Raw genomic sequence first — 19802 nt, 5'->3', positions numbered from 1 at the left:
CGTGTGGCCAGGGACGATGAGGTGGGGTAACCATGAACGCGCCGTACGACGGTGACCGCGGCCAGGACGCCGCCGACTCGGGCCACCGACCCGAGACCCCGCCCGAGCCCGGCCAGGAGCCGTCGCAGCCCGCGGCGGACATGTACCTCCAGGACGCCTACGACCAGGACCCCTACCGGGCGCGGGACCTCTCCGCCCAGGACCCGGTCGCCGAGGCGCTCTACGACCGCGCCGCGCACCCGCCGCCCCCTCCGGGCAGCTACGAGCCGCGCCGGCCGCTCTACGCACCGCCGTCGCAGTCCTCGTACTCCCCCGACCCGCGCGTGTGGGCCAAGACCCCGGCGCCCGAGCCGGAGGGTGACGCCACCCAGCACCTGCCGTACGGGGATCACCCGCGTACGACCCAGTTCGTGGGCGTGGACGATCTGGTCTCGCACTCCGGCGAGGAGTACCACGAGCCGGACGCCTTCGCGCACCTTCTGCGGGACCAGCAGCACAGCGGCGCCGCCGGCTCCGCCCGCACGGCCCAGGGCGGCGGCTCCTACCCGCCGCCCCACACCCAGCCCCCCGCGCACCACGGCGGAAACCCGTACCAGGCAGCCTCCGGGAACCCCATGCAGCCACCCGTACCCGCCCCGGCCGGTCCGTCCGGTCCCGTGGAGACCCCGGCTCCACCGGCTCCGGCCCCGGCGAAGGGCCGCGCCTCCGGGCTGCTCGGCTCCAGCGCCGTCATGGCCGCGGGCACGATGGTGTCGCGCCTCACCGGCTTCGTCCGCTCCGCAATGATCATCGCGGCGCTGGGCGCCGGCTTTCTTGGCGACTCCTTCCAGATCGCCTACCAGTTGCCCACGATGATCTACATCCTGACCGTCGGCGGCGGCCTCAACTCGGTCTTCGTGCCGCAGCTCGTGCGGTCGATGAAGGAGGACGAGGACGGCGGAGAGGCCTTCGCCAACCGGTTGCTGACCGTCGTGATGGTCGCGCTCGCGGCGCTGACCGCGCTGACGATGCTCGGCGCGCCATATCTGGTGCGTGTGCTGTCGAACTCAGTCGCCTCCGACTCGGCGGCCAGCGACGTGGCTGTCACCTTCACCCGTTACTTCCTGCCCTCGATTTTCTTCATGGGCATCCACGTGGTGATGGGTCAGATCCTGAACGCACGAGGCAAGTTCGGCGCGATGATGTGGACCCCGGTCCTGAACAACATCGTCATCATCGTCACGCTCGGCATGTTCCTGTGGGTCTACGGCTCCGCGGCCGACTCCCACATGACCGTCCACAACATCCCCCCGGAGGGCCAGCGGCTGCTCGGCATCGGCATCCTGCTCGGTCTCGTCGTGCAGGCCCTGGCGATGATCCCGTACCTGCGCGAGACCGGCTTCCGCATCCGGCCCCGGTTCGACTGGCGGGGCCACGGCCTGGGCAAGGCCGCGATGCTCGCCAAGTGGACGGTGCTGTTCGTGCTCGCCAACCAGGCGGGCGCCATGGTCGTCTCCCAGCTCTCCACCGCCGCCGGCAAGGACTCCGGGGTCAAGGGTGCCGGCTTCGCCGCCTACGCCAACGCCCAGCTCATCTGGGGTCTGCCGCAGGCCATCATCACCGTGTCCCTGATGGCCGCGCTGCTGCCGCGTCTGTCGCGCTCGGCCGCCGAGGGCGACGGCGGCGCCGTCCGCGACGACATCTCGCAGGGTCTGCGCACCACGGCGGTGGCCATCGTGCCCATCGCCTTCGGTTTCGTCTCGCTCGGCATCCCGATGTGCACGCTGATCTTCGGCTCCTCCGGCACCGGCTCGGCCACCAACATGGGCTTCATGCTGATGGCCTTCGGCCTCGGCCTGATCCCGTACTCGGTGCAGTACGTCGTCCTGCGCGCCTTCTACGCGTACGAGGACACCCGGACCCCCTTCTACAACACGGTCATCGTGGCGGCGGTCAACGCGGGCGCCTCCGCGCTCTGCTACTTCCTGCTGCCGTCCCGCTGGGCGGTCGCGGGCATGGCGGCCGTTTACGGCCTCTCCTACGCCATCGGCGTCGGTGTCGCCTGGCGCCGGCTGCGCAAGCGGCTGGGCGGCGACCTGGACGGCTCCCGGGTGCTGCGGACGTACGCCCGCCTGGCGATCGCCTCGGTCCCGGCGGCACTGCTCAGCGGCGCGGCCTGCTACGGCATCGGGCACTCCCTCGGACAGGGCGTCCTCGGCTCTCTCGTGGCCCTGGTGGCAGGTGGGGCGGTACTGCTCGGAGTCTTCTTCGTGGCAGCGCGCCGCATGCGGATCGACGAGCTGAACTCGCTCGTCGGCATGGTGCGCGGGCGTCTGGGGCGATGAGCCGAGGGTAGTCGCACAACCATCGTCCCCCTCTGCGTGTCGTGCATAGCGGCGGACTGTGGGCACAATTGGGTTCGGCGTCGGACAGCGTGCAACGGATGGGGAGGCAGGGACGACGGTGGCGGAACGCAGCACGGCTGCCGTCGACGTGGCAGACAACAGCGGTGACGAGCCGCTGACCGCCAAGGCGGATCAGGCCACGGCCGACGGGGTGGCCGAGAACCCGGAGCGGGACACGGACATCGACCAGACGCAGGGGAGAGGCGGCGCGAAGGAGTCCGGCAAGGCGTCCTCGCCCACCGAGTTGCACAGTGGTCACAAGCTCGCCAAGCGCTACCGTCTGGAGGAGTGCGTCACCCGTCTGGACGGATTCAGCAGTTGGCGTGCGGTCGACGAAAAACTGCGCCGTGCCGTCGGTGTGCACATCCTGCCCGCCGACCACGTACGCGCCCGTGCCGTGCTGGCAGCCGCCCGTTCGGCGGCGCTGCTCGGTGACCCGCGCTTCGTCCAGGTCCTCGACGCGGTCGAGGAGAACGACCTCGTCTACGTGGTCCACGAATGGCTGCCCGACGCCACCGAGCTGACCGCGCTGCTGGCTGTCGGCCCGCTGGAGCCGCACGACGCCTACCAGATGGTCAGTCAGGTCGCGGCCGCCATGGCCGCCTCGCACCGTGAGGGCCTCGCCCATCTGCGGCTGAACCCGAACGCTGTCCTGCGCACCTCCTCCGGACAGTGGCGCATCCGCGGCCTCGCCGTGAACGCCGCCCTGCGCGGCGTCGGCTCCGACACCCCGCAGCGCACCGACACCGAGGCGATCGGCGCCCTGCTGTACGCGGCGCTGACGCAGCGCTGGCCCTACGAGAGCGACGCGTACGGCCTGGCCGGGCTGCCCAAGGACATCGGTCTCATCGCGCCGGACCAGGTACGGGCCGGAGTCCACCGGGGGCTGTCCGAGCTGGCCATGCGCGCGCTCGTCAACGACGGCGCCACCGCCTCCCGGCACGAGGCCGCCTGCACCACGCCGGAGGAGCTGGTCAAGGCGATCGGTGAGATGCCGCGCGTACGGCCGCCGGAGCCCGCGTTCAGCGGTCCGCCGGAGTACCAGCGCACGACCTACCAGCAGGGAACCTACGGCCGGCCCTCGGCCCACGCAGGTGTCACCCAGCCCGTAGTTCCCCCGCCGGCCCCGCTCCAGAGCCGCACCGGCAAGGCGCTGAAGTGGGCGGTCTCCGCCCTCCTCATTGCCGCGCTCGGCCTCGGAAGCTGGCAGCTCGCGGACGCCCTGATGGACCGCAGCAAGAACTCCGACGACACCAACACCACCCAGACGCAGGACGACGGCGACAAGGGTGCGGCCAAGGTCGCGCCGCAGCCGGTGAAGATCCAGAGTGCCCAGGAGTTCGTCGCCGTGGGCGGCGCCCAGCACCCGAACGATGTCGCCAAAACGTACGACGGAGACACGTCGACGGCCTGGCGGACCAAGTCCTTCAACAACGGCCCCCAGATCGCCCCCCTGAAGCCCGGTGTGGGCATCGTCTACGACCTCGGCTCGGCAACGGACCTGGACGCCGCCACGATCGGGCTGCGCTACCCCGGGGATCACACCACGGTCGATCTCTACACCTCCGACTCGGCACCCGTGTCGCTGGACTCGATGCACAAGGCCGGCAGCACCACCACCACGAGCACCACCGCCACGGTGAAGCCGAGCAAGCCGGTGAAAGCGCGGTACGTCCTGGTCTGGCTGACCGCCGTTCCCATGTCCGGCTACGACGCTGCCACCTACTCGCAGGCGGGCTACAAGCAGGCCATCACCGAAGTGCATTTCACGGGCTGACGTCCCGTCCGACGCGGAGGGGGACGATGGCAGGCGCCAGTCGGTACGGCGAGGTGCGGGACGAGGACCTGCTCGCCCGTCATGTGCAGGGTGACCCCGATGCCTTCGGTGAGATCGTGCGGAGGCACCGGGACCGGCTGTGGGCAGTCGCGCTGCGGACGCTGGGGGACCGCGAGGAAGCCGCCGACGCGGTGCAGGACGCGCTGGTGTCGGCGTACCGGGCCGCGCACACCTTCCGTGGGCAGTCGGCCGTCACGACGTGGCTGCACCGGATCACGGTGAACGCCTGCCTGGACCGCATCCGCAAGGCCGCCTCGCGGAAGACCGCGCCCGTCGACGACCCCGAACGCCTGGAACAGCTCCTGGAGCCGCACGAGTCGGCCTCCGCCCCGGCCGAGCGCAACGACCTCCACCGCCAGCTCCTGGAGGCCCTCGGCACCCTTCCCGCGGAACAGCGGGCCGCACTGGTCCTGGTGGACATGCAGGGCTACCCCGTCGCCGAGGCCGCGCGGGTCCTCGACGTGCCCACCGGGACGGTGAAGAGCCGCTGCGCACGAGGCCGCGCCAGACTCCTCCCCCTGCTCACCCACCTGCGGCCGGGCGCCGCCGGTGACGGTGGGAAAGAACCCGTGGTGGGACGGAACCGGGTGCACAGGGCATCCGTCCCACCTTCGACAGGATCTGCGGGCGAGGGAACCGAAGACTCCGGGCCGAATGGTTCAGCCGTCGTGAAGGGCGGAGGTGGGCGAGCATGACGTCTTCGACGGACACGACCGGGCACCCGGACGTCGCCGAGATCTCCGAGCTGGCCGAGGGGCTCCTCCCGCCGTCCCGCAGCGCGGAGCTGCGGCACCACCTGGAGGGCTGCCAAGCGTGCGCCGAGGTCCATGCCGCGCTGACAGAGATCCAGGGCTTGCTGGGCGACGTCCCGGATGTACCCCCGATGCCCACCGACATCGCGGAGCGGATCGACGCCGCCCTCGCCGCCGAGGCAGCGGGGCGGACCGAACAGGCGGATTCCGTAGGCCCCGGCCGTCATGTTTCACGTGAAACACCGACTCCACCGGCCCGCCCCGGCAAGCTCTCCCGCTCCACCACTGGCCCCGGCCGGAAGGAGCGCTCTCGAAGCCGTCGCCGGACAGCCGCGTTGGGCGCCGTACTCACCGTTGCCGTCCTCGGGGCCGGCTCTCTGCTCATGCAGTCCCTCGGTAACAACGCGTCCGACAAGCCGGCGCAGAGCACGGCCGCGTCCGCCGTCGGCACGTTCTCCGGGGCCAGTGTGCAAAGCCAGGTGTCGGACCTGCTCACCGCCAGGGAGGGGCTGCAGCGAGGCAGCCAGCACCCGCAGCAGGACGCCGAGACGGACCTCGCCCCCTCGGGGCCTACGCAGAGCGCGAACACTCTGATCCAGACCGAGGTCCCGGTGCCCGACTGCGTGCGGCGAGCACTCCACTCCGGTGAAACGGTTCTGGGGGCGAAGAGCGGCACCTATGACGACAAGAGCGCCTACCTCGTCGTGGTGCCTGACAAGGCCGATGGCAAGCGGGTCACCGCCTATGTGGTCGACGCCTCCTGCACGTCCAAGCGGACCCCCGCCGCCGGAAGCGTGCTCCTCAAGCAGAGTCTCGTCCGTTCTTGAAACGGCGCGGGTGTCGTCTCCGCCCACCTCTCCTCGCCCGTACCGTGTGAGCCGTCGCGTGGCCGGACATCAGGGGAATGTGCGCCCCTTAGGATCGGTTGGGTGGTGTGAGAGTCCCGGCAGGGGCTCCCACCGGTCGGCCGACACAGACCAGAGACGAGGAACCAAGCCGTGAGCGACGTCCGTAATGTGATCATCATCGGCTCCGGGCCCGCGGGCTACACGGCGGCGCTGTACACCGCGCGTGCGTCCCTGAAGCCCCTGGTGTTCGAGGGTGCCGTCACCGCCGGTGGCGCGCTGATGAACACCACCGAGGTGGAGAACTTTCCGGGCTTCCCCAACGGCATCATGGGCCCCGAGCTGATGGACAACATGCGGGCGCAGGCCGAGCGCTTCGGCGCCGAGCTGCTGCCGGACGACATCGTCTCCGTCGACCTGACCGGCGACGTGAAGACCGTCACCGACACCGCGGGCACGGTCCACCGGGCCAGGGCCGTCATCGTCGCCACCGGCTCCCAGCACCGCAAGCTCGCGCTGCCCAACGAGGACGCGCTGTCCGGCCGTGGCGTCTCGTGGTGCGCCACCTGTGACGGCTTCTTCTTCCGGGACCAGGACATCGCCGTCATCGGCGGCGGCGACACCGCGATGGAGGAGGCGACCTTCCTCTCCCGGTTCGCCAAGTCCGTGACGATCATCCACCGCCGGGACACCCTGCGCGCCTCCAAGGCGATGCAGGAGCGCGCCTTCAACGACCCGAAGATCAAGTTCGCCTGGGACAGCGAGGTCGTCGAGATCCTGGGCGAGCAGAAGCTCTCCGGGCTGAAGCTGCGCAACCTCAAGACCGGCGAGCTGTCCGACCTGCCCGTCACGGGTCTGTTCATCGCCATCGGTCACGACCCGCGCACCGAGCTGTTCAAGGGCCAGCTCGACCTGGACGCGGAGGGCTACCTCAAGGTCGAGGCTCCCTCCACCCGGACCAACCTGCCCGGCGTCTTCGCCGCGGGTGACGTGGTCGACCACACCTACCGCCAGGCGATCACCGCGGCCGGCACCGGCTGTGCCTCGGCCCTGGACGCCGAGCGCTACCTCGCGGCCCTGCTGGACGAGGGCGGCCACGCCGAGCCCGAGAAGACCGCTGTCTGATACCCCCTTCCCCCACCGAATGATCAAGTGAGGAGCCCGCTGTGGCCGGCACCGTGAAGAAAACGACTGACGACTCCTTCGACGAGGACGTCCTCAAGAGCGACAAGCCCGTCCTGGTGGACTTCTGGGCCGAGTGGTGCGGCCCGTGCCGCCAGATCGCTCCGTCCCTGGAGGCCATCGCCGCCGAGCACGGCGACAAGATCCAGATCGTCAAGCTGAACATCGACGAGAACCCGGCCACGGCCGCCAAGTACGGCGTCATGTCCATCCCGACGCTGAACGTCTACCAGGGTGGCGAGGTCGTCAAGACGATCGTCGGCGCCAAGCCGAAGGCGGCGCTCGTCCGCGACCTGGACGACTTCATCACTGGCTGACGTTTCACGTGAAACACGGCTCACGAAGGGGCCGGCCCACTCGGGCCGGCCCCTTCGTCATGTCCGTGAGCCGGAGTCCGCGCCGAACCGTCACAGCGGCCGCAGCGCCGGTTCCTTGTGCACCGCGCCCAGCAGCCGGTCGAGAGCCATCTCGACGTCTTCCTTCCAGGACAGCGTGGAACGCAGTTCCAGACGGAGACGGGGGTGGCGGGAGTGCTGGCGCACCGTCTTGAAGCCGACGGCGAGGAGATGGTCGGCCGGCAGCAGGCAGGCGGGCTCTTTCCAGCGGGTGTCGCCGAACGCCTCGATGGCCTTGAAGTTCCGGCGCAGCAGATCCTTGGCGACCGCCTGCACCAGCATCCGACCCAGCCCCTGCCCCTGGTAGCCGGGCATGATGAATGACGTGATGAGCTGAACGGCGTCCGGAGAGACCGGGCTCGTGGGGAACGCCGTCGCACGTGGGACGTAGGCCGCCGGGGCGTAGAGCACGAAGCCGACCGGTACGTCGTCGACATAGGCGACGCGGCCGCAGGAGCCCCAGTCCAGCAGGACGGCGGAGATCCAGGACTCCTTCTCCACCTCCGCGGTGCCCTCGCGCACGGCGGCTTCGGCGGTGACCGGGTCCAGTTCCCAGAACACGCAGGAGCGGCACCGCTGGGGGAGGTCCCTGAGGTTGTCCAGCGTGAGCGGTACGAGCCGACGCCCCATGAAAGCCGTTCCTCGCTTCCTTCGCCGGGTCACATCCGCTCGCATCGTATCCACGATGCGATTGCCTAGATACCGGAGCAAAGCAAAGAGCGGACCGTGTTCCGGTACACACCGGACACGGCCCGCCCCTGCGGCCCTGTGAGGACGCCCCTGACAGGGGGCTACTCCTCGGAGTCGTCCTCCTGCAGCCCCTTCGGCAGGATCGGCCCCTCACCCGGAGCCAGCGTGCCGAGGATGCGCTCCAGATCGTCCACCGAGGCGAACTCGACGGTGATCTTGCCCTTCTTCTGGCCGAGGTCGACCTTCACCCGGGTTTCGAACCGGTCGGAGAGCCGCGTCGCGAGATCGCTCAGCGCCGGGGAGACCAGAGCACCGGCCCGAGGGCCCTTGGCGCGCTGCGCTCGCTGGGGGCGCGAGCCCATCAGGGTCACGATCTCCTCGACCGCCCGCACCGACAGCCCCTCGGCCACGATGCGGTGCGCCAGCCGGTCCTGCTCCTCGGAGTCCTCCACCGACAGCAGCGCCCGCGCGTGACCGGCCGAGAGCACGCCTGCGGCGACCCTCTTCTGCACGGTCGCCGAAAGCTTCAGCAGCCGCAGAGTGTTGGAGATCTGCGGCCGGGAGCGCCCGATGCGGTCGGCCAACTGGTCGTGCGTGCAGTTGAAGTCCTTGAGCAACTGGTCGTAGGCGTGCGCCTCTTCCAGCGGGTTCAACTGCGCGCGATGCAGGTTCTCCAGCAGGGCGTCCAACAGCAGCTTCTCGTCGTCCGTGGCACGGACGATCGCCGGAATGGATTCCAGCTCCGCCTCACGGCTGGCGCGCAGCCGGCGCTCACCCATGATCAGTTCGTAGCGGTCGTCGCCCAGTTCCCGTACGACGACGGGCTGGAGCAGGCCGACCTCCTTGATGGAGATGACCAGTTCATTCAGCGCGTCCTCGTCGAAGACCTCGCGCGGCTGGCGCGGGTTCGGCGTGATGGACTCGAGCGGCAGCTCGGCGAAGTAGGCACCTGCGGGCGGCGCGGGGCGCTCGTCGGCCGGGCTTGCCTGGGCCTCCTCCGGCTCCTGCGGCACCGCCGACAGGGCGCCGCCCCGGCCGATGCCGGTGGGCCTGCGGTCGGGCGACAGAGCCGGACCCGATGCCGAGCCGGCGGACGAGCCGCCGCCCAGCACGGCCGAAGCCGGGATCTTCTCGGTCGGTGCTGCGGGGATCAGTGCGCCAAGTCCTCGGCCCAGCCCCCTCCGTCGATCACTCACTGCATCCCCTCCACCATGTTCGGGTCGTTCTGGGTGCCGAGATGGGCCTGGGTCGGGTCATAGCTGACCCCCACGCCCCTCAGCGCGATCTCTCGGGCCGCCTCGAGATAGGACAGCGCACCGCTCGATCCTGGATCGTAGGTCAGTACCGTCTGCCCATAGCTCGGCGCCTCGGAGATACGGACCGAGCGGGGAATGCTCGTGCGCAGCACCTCGTCGCCGAAGTGGGTGCGCACCTCTTCCGCGACCTGGGAGGCGAGGCGGGTCCGGCCGTCGTACATCGTGAGGAGGATCGTCGACACATGCAGGGACTGGTTGAGGTGGCCCCGCACCAGGTCGACGTTGCGCAGGAGTTGGCCCAGCCCCTCCAGCGCGTAGTACTCGCACTGGATCGGGATGAGGACTTCCTGGCCGGCCACGAGGGCGTTGACCGTCAACAGGCCGAGCGACGGCGGGCAGTCGATGAGGATGTAGTCCAACGGCTGCTCGTACGCCTGGATGGCGCGCTCCAGCCGGCTCTCGCGGGCCACCAGGGAAACCAGCTCGATCTCCGCGCCCGCGAGGTCGATCGTGGCGGGAGCACAGAAGAGGCCCTCGACATCGGGTACGGGCTGGACGACCTCGGCCAGGGGCCGACTGTCCACCAGGACGTCGTAGATGGAGGGAACTTCCGCGTGGTGGTCGATCCCCAGTGCCGTGGAGGCGTTCCCCTGCGGGTCGAGGTCGATCACCAGGACCCGGCCGCCGTGCAGCGCGAGAGAGGCGGCCACATTGACGGTGGTCGTGGTCTTGCCGACGCCGCCCTTCTGGTTGGCGACCACGATGACTCGGGTCTGCTCCGGCCTCGGCATGCCTTCCGCGGCACGGCCCAGGGCGTCGACCGCCACTTGGGCCGCACGACCGATGGGAGTGTCGTCCATCGGAGGCGGTGTTTCACGTGAAACATCCGTCCCCCTCGATTCGGTACGGGGACCGGGGACCGGATCGGTCATCGGTCCCGCGATGTTGGCGTCGGACCGCAAGGATTCACTCTCCTCGACTACAGGCTCGCAATGAACAGAGCCTCCCATGCCTTCGGGGGCGTGAACCAGTGAGCCCTGTCCTTCTGTGGAGAAGTCCACCTCTGTGGACAACTTCGGAACCCCTCCGAGTGAACCAAGAGGCCGCCGGTCGAGGGGTTCTGCCGCGGCGCGACCGCGGCTGATGATGCCATGCAGCAAGGAGCGACGTTTCACGTGAAACACGATGCACAGCCAGGAGGACCGGTGCTCTGCGACACTCCGGCCCGCCCGGCCCACTAGCCCGGCCGGGAAAGAAAAATGCGCCCCCAGCCGTGGCCAGGGACGCACTCTCAGGACTCAAGAGCCCAGGACTCGGCAGCCTGGGGCGGAGAATCTCACGACTCAGCGACGTCGCCGCGTCCGGCTCGTCCGGGCCGCCTTGGCGCGCTTGGCGGCGAAGCGGACGCCGCCGGGGCTTTCCCCGACCTCCACCCGGACCACCGTGGACGGCGGGTCCACCACGCCCTCGCCGACGTGGAGCACCGAGGTGGAGACCGCACCGAGCTTGCTGAGCGCGGTGGACGCCGCCTTCAGTTCCTCCTCGGCGGTGTCGCCCTTGAGCGCCAGCATCTCGCCGTAGGGCCGCAGCAGCGGGATGCCCCAGGTCGCCAGGCGGTCCAGTGGAGCCACGGCGCGCGCGGTCACCACATGGACCGGCGGCACCTTGCCCAGCATCTCTTCCGCACGCCCGCGGACCACGGTGACGTGGTCCAGGCCCAGCAGCTCCACGACCTCGGTGAGGAACGTGGTCCGCCGCAGCAAGGGCTCCAGCAGGGTGATGTTGAGGTCGTCCCGCACCAGGGCCAGCGGAATGCCCGGCAGTCCCGCACCCGAGCCGACATCGCACACCGTCACCCCCTCGGGGACGGCCTCGGAGAGCACCGCACAGTTCAGCAGGTGCCGCTCCCACAGCCGGGGCACCTCCCGCGGGCCGATCAGGCCACGCTGGACACCTGCCTCGGCCAGCAGCTCCGCATAGCGGACCGCGTCATCGAAGCGATCGCCAAACACTTCCCGCGCCTCTTCGGGCGCGGGGGGAAGCTCCGCTGCCTCCGTCACGGGGACCGTCCTTCCGTACCGCGCCGGTGCTTCACGCACCGGCCCTCAGAACTACCAGGCTGACAAAGTTCGGCCCCGTCTGTAGGTCAGACGGGGCCGATGGAACCATGGGGCCGATCAGGCGGGCAGTACGACGACGAACCGCTGGGGCTCCTCGCCCTCGGACTCGCTGCGCAGTCCCGCGCCCTTGATCGCGTCGTGGACGACCTTGCGCTCGAACGGGGTCATCGGCTTGAGCTTGACCGGCTCGCCGGTGCTCTTGACCTCGGCGGCCGCCTTGGCGCCCAGCTCGGCCAGCTCGGTGCGCTTCTGCGCCCGGTAGCCCGCGATGTCCAGCATCAGCCGGCTGCGGTCACCGGTCTCGCGGTGCACGGCCAGGCGCGTCAGCTCCTGAAGGGCCTCCAGCACCTCACCGTCCCGGCCGACCAGCTTCTGCAGGTCGCGGCCCGGCGCGTCGCTGATGATCGAGACGGAGGCGCGGTCGGCCTCCACGTCCATGTCGATGTCGCCGTCGAGATCGGCGATGTCCAGCAGACCCTCGAGGTAGTCCGCAGCGATCTCACCCTCCTGCTCCAGGCGGGTGAGGGTGTCTGCACCCTCGGTGGCGGCGGTGGTGGTGCCTTCCGTCACGGGATGGGCTCCTTCTTACTTCTTGGACGGGGACTTGGGCCGCTGGCCACCCTTGCGCTGCCCGGACTGGGCCTTGCTGCGGGTGCCGGAACCGGGCTTCGGAGTCTGCTTGGGAGGCGCGGGCTTGGCGTCCTGCGGCTCCTCGGACTTGGTCAGCGACGGCGAAGAGGCGGGCTCATCGGCCGGCTCGGCCTCGTGCGGCTGCTTGAGCCCCGACTGGCGCTGGGACTTGCTCTGCCGCTTGGGCTGCTGACGGCGCGGGGCGCCGACGGCCGCGGTGGGCGTGCCGTCCTCGGTCTGGGCGACGGCCTGGCTGTCGCTCTTGACCACGTTGCCGTCGGCCTGGGCCACCAGACCGGCCTTGGTGAGGGAGTTGATGAACTTCCGCTCGGCCTCGTTGCGGTCGCGGCCCTTGGCGACGATCGCCTTGACGATCACCCGGGCGCTGCGGCTGCGGATCTTGCCGTGGTGCGTGACGTGACCGGTCAGGCGCTCCAGGTAGGCGGCCTGCGCCTTGGAGCCCGGAGTCGGGTTGTTGCGGATGACGTACATCTGCTGGCCCATGGTCCACACGTTGGTGGTCAGCCAGTAGACGAGGACACCGACCGGGAAGTTGATGCCGAAGACGGCGAACATGATCGGGAAGACGTACATCAGCATCTTCTGCTGCTGCATGAACGGGGTCTTCACCGAGGTGTCGACGTTCTTCGTCATGAGCTGGCGCTGCGTGTAGAACTGCGACGCCGACATCAGGACGATCATGATGGCGGTGACGACCCGCACATCGGTGACGGTGGCACCGAGGGCGTGCAGGGTGTCCGCGTTGTCCTTGAACTTCGCCGCGAGCGGGGCACCGAAGATGTGTGCCTTACGGGCGCTCTCCAGCAGCGAGTCGTTGATGACGCCGATGGTCTTGCCCGACGCGATGCCGTTGAGCACGTGGTACAGGGCGAAGAAGAACGGCGACTGCGCCAGGATGGGAAGGCACGAGGAGAGCGGGTTGGTACCCGACTCCTTGTACAGCTTCATCATCTCTTCGGACTGGCGCTGCTTGTCGTTCTTGTAGCGCTCCTGGATCTTCTTCATCTCCGGCTGGAGCGTCTGCATCGCGCGCGTCGCCTTGATCTGCTTCACGAAGAGCGGGATCAGGCAGATGCGGATCAGGACCACCAGGGACACGATGGACAGGCCCCAGGCCCAACCCGTGTCAGGGCCGAAAATGGACCCGTACACCGTGTGGAACTGGACGATGACCCAGGAGACGGGTGTCGTGATGAAGCTGAAGAAGCTGGCAATCGTGTCCACTAATCATGCTCCTTGGGCATGGGACGAGGTCTCTGCGGCCGGGCCCGAAGGTGGCTCGGAAGAAAGCTTCGCCTCGGTGGCCGGTTCGGCGGAGTTCCCGCCCTTGCGTGCGCCCCAGGCGTTGCGCAGCATTTCGTGCCACCGCGGGCGCTTGCGCGGCGGGACATGGTCCACACCGCCCAGCGACCACGGATTGCAGCGGAGAATGCGCCAGGCCGTGAGAGCTGTTCCCTTGATGGCACCGTGCCGGTCGATGGCCGTGTAGCCGTAGTGGGAGCACGACGGGTAGTACTTGCACACCGGCCCCAGCAGCGGACTGATCGTCCACTGGTACAACTTGATCAGAGCCAGTAGCGGGTACTTCATCGCGTGCCCCCTCCCAGTAGCCGCTGGATAGCGGCGTCCAGGTCTTGGGCCAGCCGTGCGTGGTCCGCGTCGCCCGATCCGGGCAGCGCGCGTACGACTACCAGGCTACCGGGGGGAAACAGGGCGACTCGGTCACGCATCAGGTGACGCAGTCTGCGCTTGACGGTATTGCGGACGACCGCGTTGCCCACGGCCTTGCTCACGACGAAACCCGCACGCGTCGGGGGAGCGCTCTCCCCAGGCGCGTGCGGGTCCGTGACACCGCTACGAAGGTGGACGACGAGAGTCGGGCGACCGGCCCGGCGTCCTCGTCGTACCGCGGATGCGAAGTCCTCGCGCCGCCTCAGCCGGTTTTCGAGGGGCAGCACGATGTCATGACCTGATCGGGATCAGGCGGACAGACGGGCGCGACCCTTGCTGCGGCGGGTCGCCAGGATGGCGCGGCCGGCACGGGTACGCATACGCAGCCGGAAGCCGTGGGTCTTCGCGCGACGACGGTTGTTCGGCTGGAAGGTGCGCTTGCTCACTCGGGGGCTCCAGAAGAAATCGGTAGTGGCGGGGTGCCGTCCTGGCTGTCACCGTGCGCCCACGAGTAGCTCGCGTCACGCCCGAGTGCACCGCTTCCCGATCACCTGAAGCGATCTGTGCCCATCGGAGGCAGGCGGCAGCAGCCATCGACAACTCGACCTGGTTACGGTACGCGCGGCTACGCCATCCGGTCAAACCGGCGCCCGTCGGGGGAGACTGTCCACAGGCTGGGGACAACAACTTGAACCCTACCGGCTGCGCTGACTACCGTGGCTGGACTCCGATTCGTTCCCTTGTCCCCGCACGACCGGGATTGCCCGGCCCAGTCCGGCCCGTCCACCCGATTTTCATCCCGACCCATCCCACAACCACACGTTCGTGGGACCTGTGAGAGAGCGTGCCCTGTGGCTGACGTACCTGCCGATCTTGCCGCAGTGTGGCCACGCGTACTGGAGGAACTCCTGGGCGAGGGCCGGGGCCAGGGTGTCGAGACCAAGGACGAGCACTGGATCAGGCGCTGCCAGCCGCTGGCCCTGGTCGCGGACACCGCGCTGCTGGCCGTGCCGAACGAATTCGCCAAGAACGTACTCGAGGGCCGCCTGGCCCCGGTCGTCAGCGAGACCCTGAGCCGTGAGTGCGGCCGCCCCATCCGGATCGCCATCACGGTGGACGACTCCGTCGGCGGCCCCCCGGCCCCCCAGCCGTCCGGCGGCCACGAGCAGCCCGACTCCCGTGACCGCGACCAGCGTGACCAGCGCGAACAGGGCGCCCCGCCGCGCTACGAGGAGCCGGAACTGCCCACCGGCCCCTACGAGGGCTACGGCCGCCACCGCGCCGACGACCAGCAGCGCCCGGGCGACGGCCAGGCCGGCCGCGGCGAACGCCCGCCGACCGCGCGCGAGGAGCGGATGCCGACGGCCCGCCCCACCTATCCGTCCGAGTACCAGCGCCCCGAGCCGGGCGCCTGGCCGCGCTCCGGACAGAACGACTACGGCTGGCAGCAGCCCCGCCTCGGCTACCCCGAGCGCGATCCCTACGCCTCCCCGTCCCAGGACTCCTACGGCGGCGCGCCGGACTACCGCGCGCCCGGCCGCGAGCGCCAGGGATACGAGCAGCAGCGTCCCGACTACGACGCCCCGCGCCCGGAGTACGGCGCGCCCCGTGCCGAGTACGACCAGCGCGACCCGGTCCGGCGGGAACGGCCCGAGCCGCCCTCCGACAGCGGTGCCGGGCGGCGCGGCGGCGGGACCGGGCGTCCCGAACTGCCGTCCACCGGCCGCGGCGGCTCCGGCTCGTCCTCCTCCCCGTCGCCGAGCACCGGGGGCCCCGGTGAGCCGACCGCACGGCTGAACCCGAAGTACCTCTTCGACACCTTCGTGATCGGCGCCTCCAACCGCTTCGCGCACGCGGCCGCGGTTGCCGTCGCCGAGGCGCCGGCGAAGGCGTACAACCCCCTCTTCATCTATGGGGAGTCGGGGCTCGGCAAGACGCACCTGCTGCACGCGATCGGGCACTACGCGCGCAGCCTGTACCCCGGTACGCGGGTGCGGTACGTCAGCTCGGAGGAGTTCACCAACGAGTTCATCAACTCCATCCGCGACGGCAAGGGCGACAGCTTCCGCAAGCGGTACCGGGAGATGGACATCCTGCTCGTCGACGACATCCAGTTCCTCGCGGACAAGGAGTCGACGCAGGAGGAGTTCTTCCACACCTTCAACACGCTGCACAACGCCAACAAACAGATCGTGCTGTCCTCCGACCGGCCGCCCAAGCAGCTCGTCACCCTGGAGGACCGGCTGCGCAACCGCTTCGAATGGGGTCTGATCACCGACGTCCAGCCGCCCGAGCTGGAGACGCGGATCGCGATCCTGCGCAAGAAGGCGGTGCAGGAGCAGCTCAACGCCCCGCCGGAGGTGCTGGAGTTCATCGCCTCCCGGATCTCGCGGAACATCCGTGAGCTGGAGGGCGCGCTGATCCGGGTGACGGCCTTCGCCTCGCTCAACCGGCAGCCGGTGGACCTGGGGCTCACCGAGATCGTCCTCAAGGACCTGATCCCCGGCGGCGAGGACTCCGCGCCCGAGATCACGGCCACAGCCATCATGGCGGCCACCGCTGACTACTTCGGGCTCACGGTGGACGACCTCTGCGGCACCTCGCGCGGCCGCGCGCTGGTCACCGCCCGGCAGATCGCCATGTACCTGTGCCGGGAGCTGACGGACCTGTCGCTGCCGAAGATCGGCGCGCAGTTCGGCGGCCGCGACCACACCACCGTCATGCACGCGGACCGCAAGATCCGGGCGCTGATGGCCGAGCGGCGCTCGATCTACAACCAGGTCACCGAGCTGACGAACCGCATCAAGAACGGCTGACGCCGGCCGCGTACGGGCCCATGAGGGCGCTCCGGGAGTTCTCCGGGGCGCCCTTCGGCGTTCTTGCGGGAAGCGTCCACGGGGCGGTTGCCATGGGCTTCTGGAGTGTCTGGCAGCCGCGAGGGTGTGCGCGAGGGGCTGCCGAAAGGAGCCGGAGGTGAACAGCACGTCGGCCGACGCGCGTGGGACCCCATAGGGGGACCGGGAGCCCCGCCCAATCCTCCGATCCGAGCCGCTGGCCCCGTTCCCACCCCCCAGCCCCGTGTCCCACCAGCAACCTTGTGTTCGATTCCCCGGCGGGTTACGGCCTCCCTCCACAGATTTCCCGACTTTCTTTCGCCCACAGGGTGGGGACTGCGAAGTTGTCCCAAGCTGCGTCCACAGGGAGGCTGGGGGTTGGGCATCTGCCCAGCTCAGAGGGCTGTGGATTCGTGGACGAAGGATCTCCACAGGGTGTGGACAAAGACTCCGTCCACACCCTGTGCGTAACGTTGTCCACGGTTGGCCCCACAGGTTGAGGGCGGTTGTCCCCAGCGGAAGCCAGCTTCTCCACATCACTGTCCACTGTTCGGCAACATCACGGGGCCGGTCACTGCGTCGAGTGAAAGCCGTCACACGGAACTGCCAACAGCCCCTGTGGGAAACGGCGCCAAACCTGGGGACGCAGCTGGGGAGAACTCACCCTGTCCTGGGGACGGTGTGTGCAGAACTTTCTGTTCTCCACAGATGGGCCAAGTTGTCCACGGGCTCCACCCACAGGGGCGGTGGATAAAATTTGGGGCCTGACCTGCGAAAACGGGGTTATCCACGGTATCCACAGGCCCTACTACTACTCCCGACTAGAGAGAGCTAGGAATCCGTTTCGAAGCGGGGCCTGTGCACAACTCGCTGTTTCGCCCTCGGCTGCCGCTCGGCCCGACTTGACCCCGACCGGCACCTGCTGTCAGCGCGGTGCGTCAGACTGGTCACCGGTGTCCTTCCCCTCGCAACGGGAGGCGACACCGAGTCGGAGGACTCAGAAGGCAACAGCAGGAGGCGGCTTACGGTGAAGATCCGGGTGGAACGCGACGTACTCGCGGAGGCAGTGGCGTGGGCGGCACGCAGCCTCCCGGCCCGTCCGCCGGCGCCTGTCCTCGCCGGCCTGCTGCTGAAGGCCGAGGAGGGCCAGCTCAGCCTGTCGGGCTTCGACTACGAGGTCTCCGCCCGGGTGGGCGTCGAGGCCGAGGTCGAGGAGGAGGGCACCGTCCTGGTCTCCGGCCGCCTGCTCGCCGACATCTGCCGCGCGCTGCCCAACCGCCCGGTGGAGATCTCCACCGACGGTGTGCGGGCCACCGTGGTTTGCGGCTCCTCGCGGTTCACCCTCCACACCCTGCCGGTGGAGGAGTACCCGGCGCTGCCGCAGATGCCGACCGCCACGGGCACCGTCCCCGGCGAGGTCTTCGCGGCCGCCGCGTCCCAGGTGGCCATCGCCGCCGGGCGCGACGACACACTGCCCGTCCTCACCGGTGTGCGCATCGAGATCGAGGGCGACACCGTCACCCTGGCCTCCACCGACCGCTACCGCTTCGCGGTCCGCGAGTTCCTGTGGAAGCCCGAGAACCCCGACGCCTCCGCGGTGGCCCTGGTCCCGGCCAAGACGCTGCTGGACACCGCCAAGTCGCTCGGCGCCGGTGACAGCGTCACCCTGGCGCTCTCCGGCTCCGGCTCGGGCGAGGGCCTCATCGGCTTCGAGGGCGCCGGCCGCCGCACCACCACGCGGCTGCTCGAGGGCGACCTGCCGAAGTACCGCACGCTGTTCCCGACGGAGTTCAACTCGGTCGCCGTGATCGAGACCGCCCCCTTCGTGGAGGCCGTCAAGCGCGTCGCCCTGGTCGCCGAGCGGAACACCCCGGTGCGGCTGAGCTTCGAGCAGGGCGTGCTGATCCTGGAGGCCGGCTCCAGCGACGACGCACAGGCTGTGGAAAGGGTCGACGCCCAGCTCGACGGCGACGACATCTCGATCGCCTTCAACCCGACCTTCCTGCTGGACGGTCTGAGCGCGATCGACTCCCCCGTGGCCCAGCTCTCGTTCACCACCTCGACCAAGCCGGCGCTGCTCAGCGGCAAGCCCGCGCTGGACGCGGAGGCGGACGACGCCTACAAGTACCTGATCATGCCGGTGCGCCTGAGCGGCTGAGCCGGCCTCCCCGGCACCGGGCCGAGTGCGGGTCCGGTGGCAAAAGCCCAGGTGAGGGCGTACGTATGAGCGCGTATACCCACAGTTGTGCATGACGGGTCGCCGTTAGGCTCGGTGCCGGGCACCCACGTGCCCGGCACGCCACACAGCGACCTAAGGAACAACTGATGGAGCTCGGTCTCGTCGGCCTCGGCAAGATGGGCGGCAACATGCGTGAGCGCATCCGCCGCGCAGGCCACACCGTCATCGGATACGACCGCAACGCGGACCTCGCGGACGTCCACAGCCTCGAAGAGCTTGTGGGCAAGCTCAGCGCCCCGCGCGTGGTCTGGGTGATGGTTCCGGCGGGCGAGGCGACGCAGGCGACCGTCGACCGGCTCGGCGAGCTGCTGGAGCCCGGCGACGTGGTCGTGGACGGCGGCAACTCCCGCTGGACGGACGACGAGAAGCACGCCGAGGAGCTGGCGGCCAAGGGCATAGGCTTCGTCGACTGCGGCGTCTCCGGCGGCGTCCACGGCCTGGCGAACGGCTACGCGCTGATGTACGGCGGTGACGAGGAGAACGTCGCCAAGGTGCGGCCCGTCCTCGACGCGCTGAAGCCGGAGGGCGACTTCGGCTCCGTACACGCCGGCAAGGTCGGCGCGGGCCACTTCTCCAAGATGGTCCACAACGGCATCGAGTACGCCATGATGCAGGCGTACGCCGAGGGCTGGGAGCTGCTGGAGAAGGTCGACTCCGTGGAGAACGTCCGCGAGATCTTCCGCTCCTGGCAGGAGGGCACGGTCATCCGTTCCTGGCTGCTCGACCTCGCGGTCAACGCCCTGGACGACGACGAGCACCTGGACGGCCTGCGCGGCTACGCGCAGGACTCCGGTGAGGGACGCTGGACGGTGGAGGCCGCGATCGACAACGCGGTGCCGCTGCCCGCGATCACCGCGTCGCTGTTCGCGCGGTTCGCCTCGCGGCAGGACGACTCGCCGCAGATGAAGATGATCGCCGCGCTGCGCAACCAGTTCGGCGGCCACGC

Annotated in this window: 18 protein-coding genes; 9 read left to right on the top strand and 9 right to left on the bottom strand. The window is 69.5% G+C overall.

The window, feature by feature from the left end:
• The first annotated feature begins 32 nt into the window (after positions 1 to 32).
• From murJ to trxA, 6 genes are all read left to right on the top strand, one after another.
• Complete coding sequence (gene murJ / locus GT030_RS29145; RefSeq protein ID WP_161203644.1) at positions 33 to 2324, top strand: murein biosynthesis integral membrane protein MurJ; 2292 nt, start codon at positions 33 to 35, stop codon at positions 2322 to 2324.
• 118 nt (positions 2325 to 2442) lie between these two features.
• Entirely contained in the window at positions 2443 to 4161 is a 1719-nt protein-coding gene (locus GT030_RS29140; RefSeq protein ID WP_161203643.1) for a protein kinase family protein, read from the top strand.
• Positions 4162 to 4187: 26 nt separating this feature from the next.
• Positions 4188 to 4916, top strand: coding sequence for an RNA polymerase sigma factor SigM (gene sigM / locus GT030_RS29135; protein WP_161203642.1), 729 nt, complete (start codon positions 4188 to 4190; stop codon positions 4914 to 4916).
• Positions 4913 to 5800, top strand: a complete 888-nt coding sequence (locus GT030_RS29130) for a zf-HC2 domain-containing protein (RefSeq protein WP_161203641.1) — start codon at positions 4913 to 4915, stop codon at positions 5798 to 5800. Before sigM ends, GT030_RS29130 begins: the two co-directional genes overlap by 4 nt.
• Positions 5801 to 5971: 171 nt before the next feature.
• On the top strand, positions 5972 to 6943 hold the full coding sequence (gene trxB, locus GT030_RS29125) for a thioredoxin-disulfide reductase (protein WP_161203640.1): 972 nt from the start codon (positions 5972 to 5974) through the stop codon (positions 6941 to 6943).
• A gap of 41 nt (positions 6944 to 6984) precedes the next feature.
• Entirely contained in the window at positions 6985 to 7317 is a 333-nt protein-coding gene (trxA, locus tag GT030_RS29120; RefSeq protein ID WP_030806038.1) for a thioredoxin, read from the top strand.
• Positions 7318 to 7407: 90 nt separating this feature from the next.
• On the opposite strand, the gene GT030_RS29115 is transcribed toward trxA, so the two are convergent.
• The 9 genes from GT030_RS29115 to rpmH form a co-directional block, all read right to left on the bottom strand.
• Positions 7408 to 8025: a GNAT family N-acetyltransferase gene (locus GT030_RS29115; RefSeq protein ID WP_161203639.1), complete on the bottom strand. Its 618-nt coding sequence runs from the start codon at positions 8023 to 8025 to the stop codon at positions 7408 to 7410.
• 161 nt (positions 8026 to 8186) lie between these two features.
• Entirely contained in the window at positions 8187 to 9281 is a 1095-nt protein-coding gene (locus GT030_RS29110; protein ID WP_161203638.1) for a ParB/RepB/Spo0J family partition protein, read from the bottom strand.
• Positions 9278 to 10351 carry a ParA family protein gene (locus GT030_RS29105; protein ID WP_161203637.1) on the bottom strand — a complete coding sequence of 358 codons (1074 nt, stop codon included), beginning with the start codon at positions 10349 to 10351 and terminating at the stop codon, positions 9278 to 9280. The genes GT030_RS29110 and GT030_RS29105 overlap by 4 nt, the downstream gene beginning before the upstream one ends.
• A gap of 333 nt (positions 10352 to 10684) precedes the next feature.
• Positions 10685 to 11401 (bottom strand): 16S rRNA (guanine(527)-N(7))-methyltransferase RsmG, encoded by a 717-nt coding sequence (rsmG, locus tag GT030_RS29100; protein WP_161203636.1) that lies wholly within the window; start codon positions 11399 to 11401, stop codon positions 10685 to 10687.
• Between the two features lie 117 nt (positions 11402 to 11518).
• Positions 11519 to 12031, bottom strand: a complete 513-nt coding sequence (locus GT030_RS29095; protein ID WP_161200303.1) for a R3H domain-containing nucleic acid-binding protein — start codon at positions 12029 to 12031, stop codon at positions 11519 to 11521.
• A 15-nt stretch (positions 12032 to 12046) separates the two neighbouring features.
• Complete coding sequence (gene yidC, locus GT030_RS29090; protein WP_161203635.1) at positions 12047 to 13336, bottom strand: membrane protein insertase YidC; 1290 nt, start codon at positions 13334 to 13336, stop codon at positions 12047 to 12049.
• A 3-nt stretch (positions 13337 to 13339) separates the two neighbouring features.
• Complete coding sequence (gene yidD / locus GT030_RS29085) at positions 13340 to 13702, bottom strand: membrane protein insertion efficiency factor YidD (RefSeq protein ID WP_086691980.1); 363 nt, start codon at positions 13700 to 13702, stop codon at positions 13340 to 13342.
• Positions 13699 to 14070 (bottom strand): ribonuclease P protein component, encoded by a 372-nt coding sequence (rnpA, locus tag GT030_RS29080; protein ID WP_161200305.1) that lies wholly within the window; start codon positions 14068 to 14070, stop codon positions 13699 to 13701. Before rnpA ends, yidD begins: the two co-directional genes overlap by 4 nt.
• Before the next feature lie 21 nt (positions 14071 to 14091).
• Positions 14092 to 14229 (bottom strand): 50S ribosomal protein L34, encoded by a 138-nt coding sequence (gene rpmH, locus GT030_RS29075; protein WP_003975051.1) that lies wholly within the window; start codon positions 14227 to 14229, stop codon positions 14092 to 14094.
• A 405-nt stretch (positions 14230 to 14634) separates the two neighbouring features.
• Between rpmH and dnaA the strand changes: the two genes are divergently transcribed.
• From dnaA to gnd, 3 genes are all read left to right on the top strand, one after another.
• Complete coding sequence (dnaA, locus tag GT030_RS29070) at positions 14635 to 16599, top strand: chromosomal replication initiator protein DnaA (RefSeq protein ID WP_161200306.1); 1965 nt, start codon at positions 14635 to 14637, stop codon at positions 16597 to 16599.
• A gap of 1045 nt (positions 16600 to 17644) precedes the next feature.
• Positions 17645 to 18775: a DNA polymerase III subunit beta gene (dnaN, locus tag GT030_RS29065; protein WP_030806004.1), complete on the top strand. Its 1131-nt coding sequence runs from the start codon at positions 17645 to 17647 to the stop codon at positions 18773 to 18775.
• 167 nt (positions 18776 to 18942) lie between these two features.
• A partial coding sequence (gene gnd, locus GT030_RS29060) for a phosphogluconate dehydrogenase (NAD(+)-dependent, decarboxylating) (RefSeq protein WP_161203634.1) occupies positions 18943 to 19802 on the top strand: 860 nt, incomplete at its 3' end.

This window comes from Streptomyces sp. SID1328, from assembly GCF_009865595.1.
Classification (GTDB): domain Bacteria; phylum Actinomycetota; class Actinomycetes; order Streptomycetales; family Streptomycetaceae; genus Streptomyces; species Streptomyces griseoluteus.
The sequence above is the reverse complement of the archived record's forward strand: the minus strand, read 5'-3'. Positions and strand labels throughout refer to the sequence as shown.

Bases quoted from the DNA above. Each gene is read 5' to 3' on its own strand.
- murJ (WP_161203644.1), top strand. From the start codon at position 33: ATGAACGCGCCGTACGACGGTGACCGCGGCCAGGACGCCGCCGACTCG.
- sigM (WP_161203642.1), top strand. From the start codon at position 4,188: ATGGCAGGCGCCAGTCGGTACGGCGAGGTGCGGGACGAGGACCTGCTC.
- GT030_RS29130 (WP_161203641.1), top strand. From the start codon at position 4,913: ATGACGTCTTCGACGGACACGACCGGGCACCCGGACGTCGCCGAGATC.
- GT030_RS29115 (WP_161203639.1), bottom strand. From the start codon at position 8,025: ATGGGGCGTCGGCTCGTACCGCTCACGCTGGACAACCTCAGGGACCTC.
- GT030_RS29105 (WP_161203637.1), bottom strand. From the start codon at position 10,351: ATGGGAGGCTCTGTTCATTGCGAGCCTGTAGTCGAGGAGAGTGAATCC.
- yidD (WP_086691980.1), bottom strand. From the start codon at position 13,702: ATGAAGTACCCGCTACTGGCTCTGATCAAGTTGTACCAGTGGACGATC.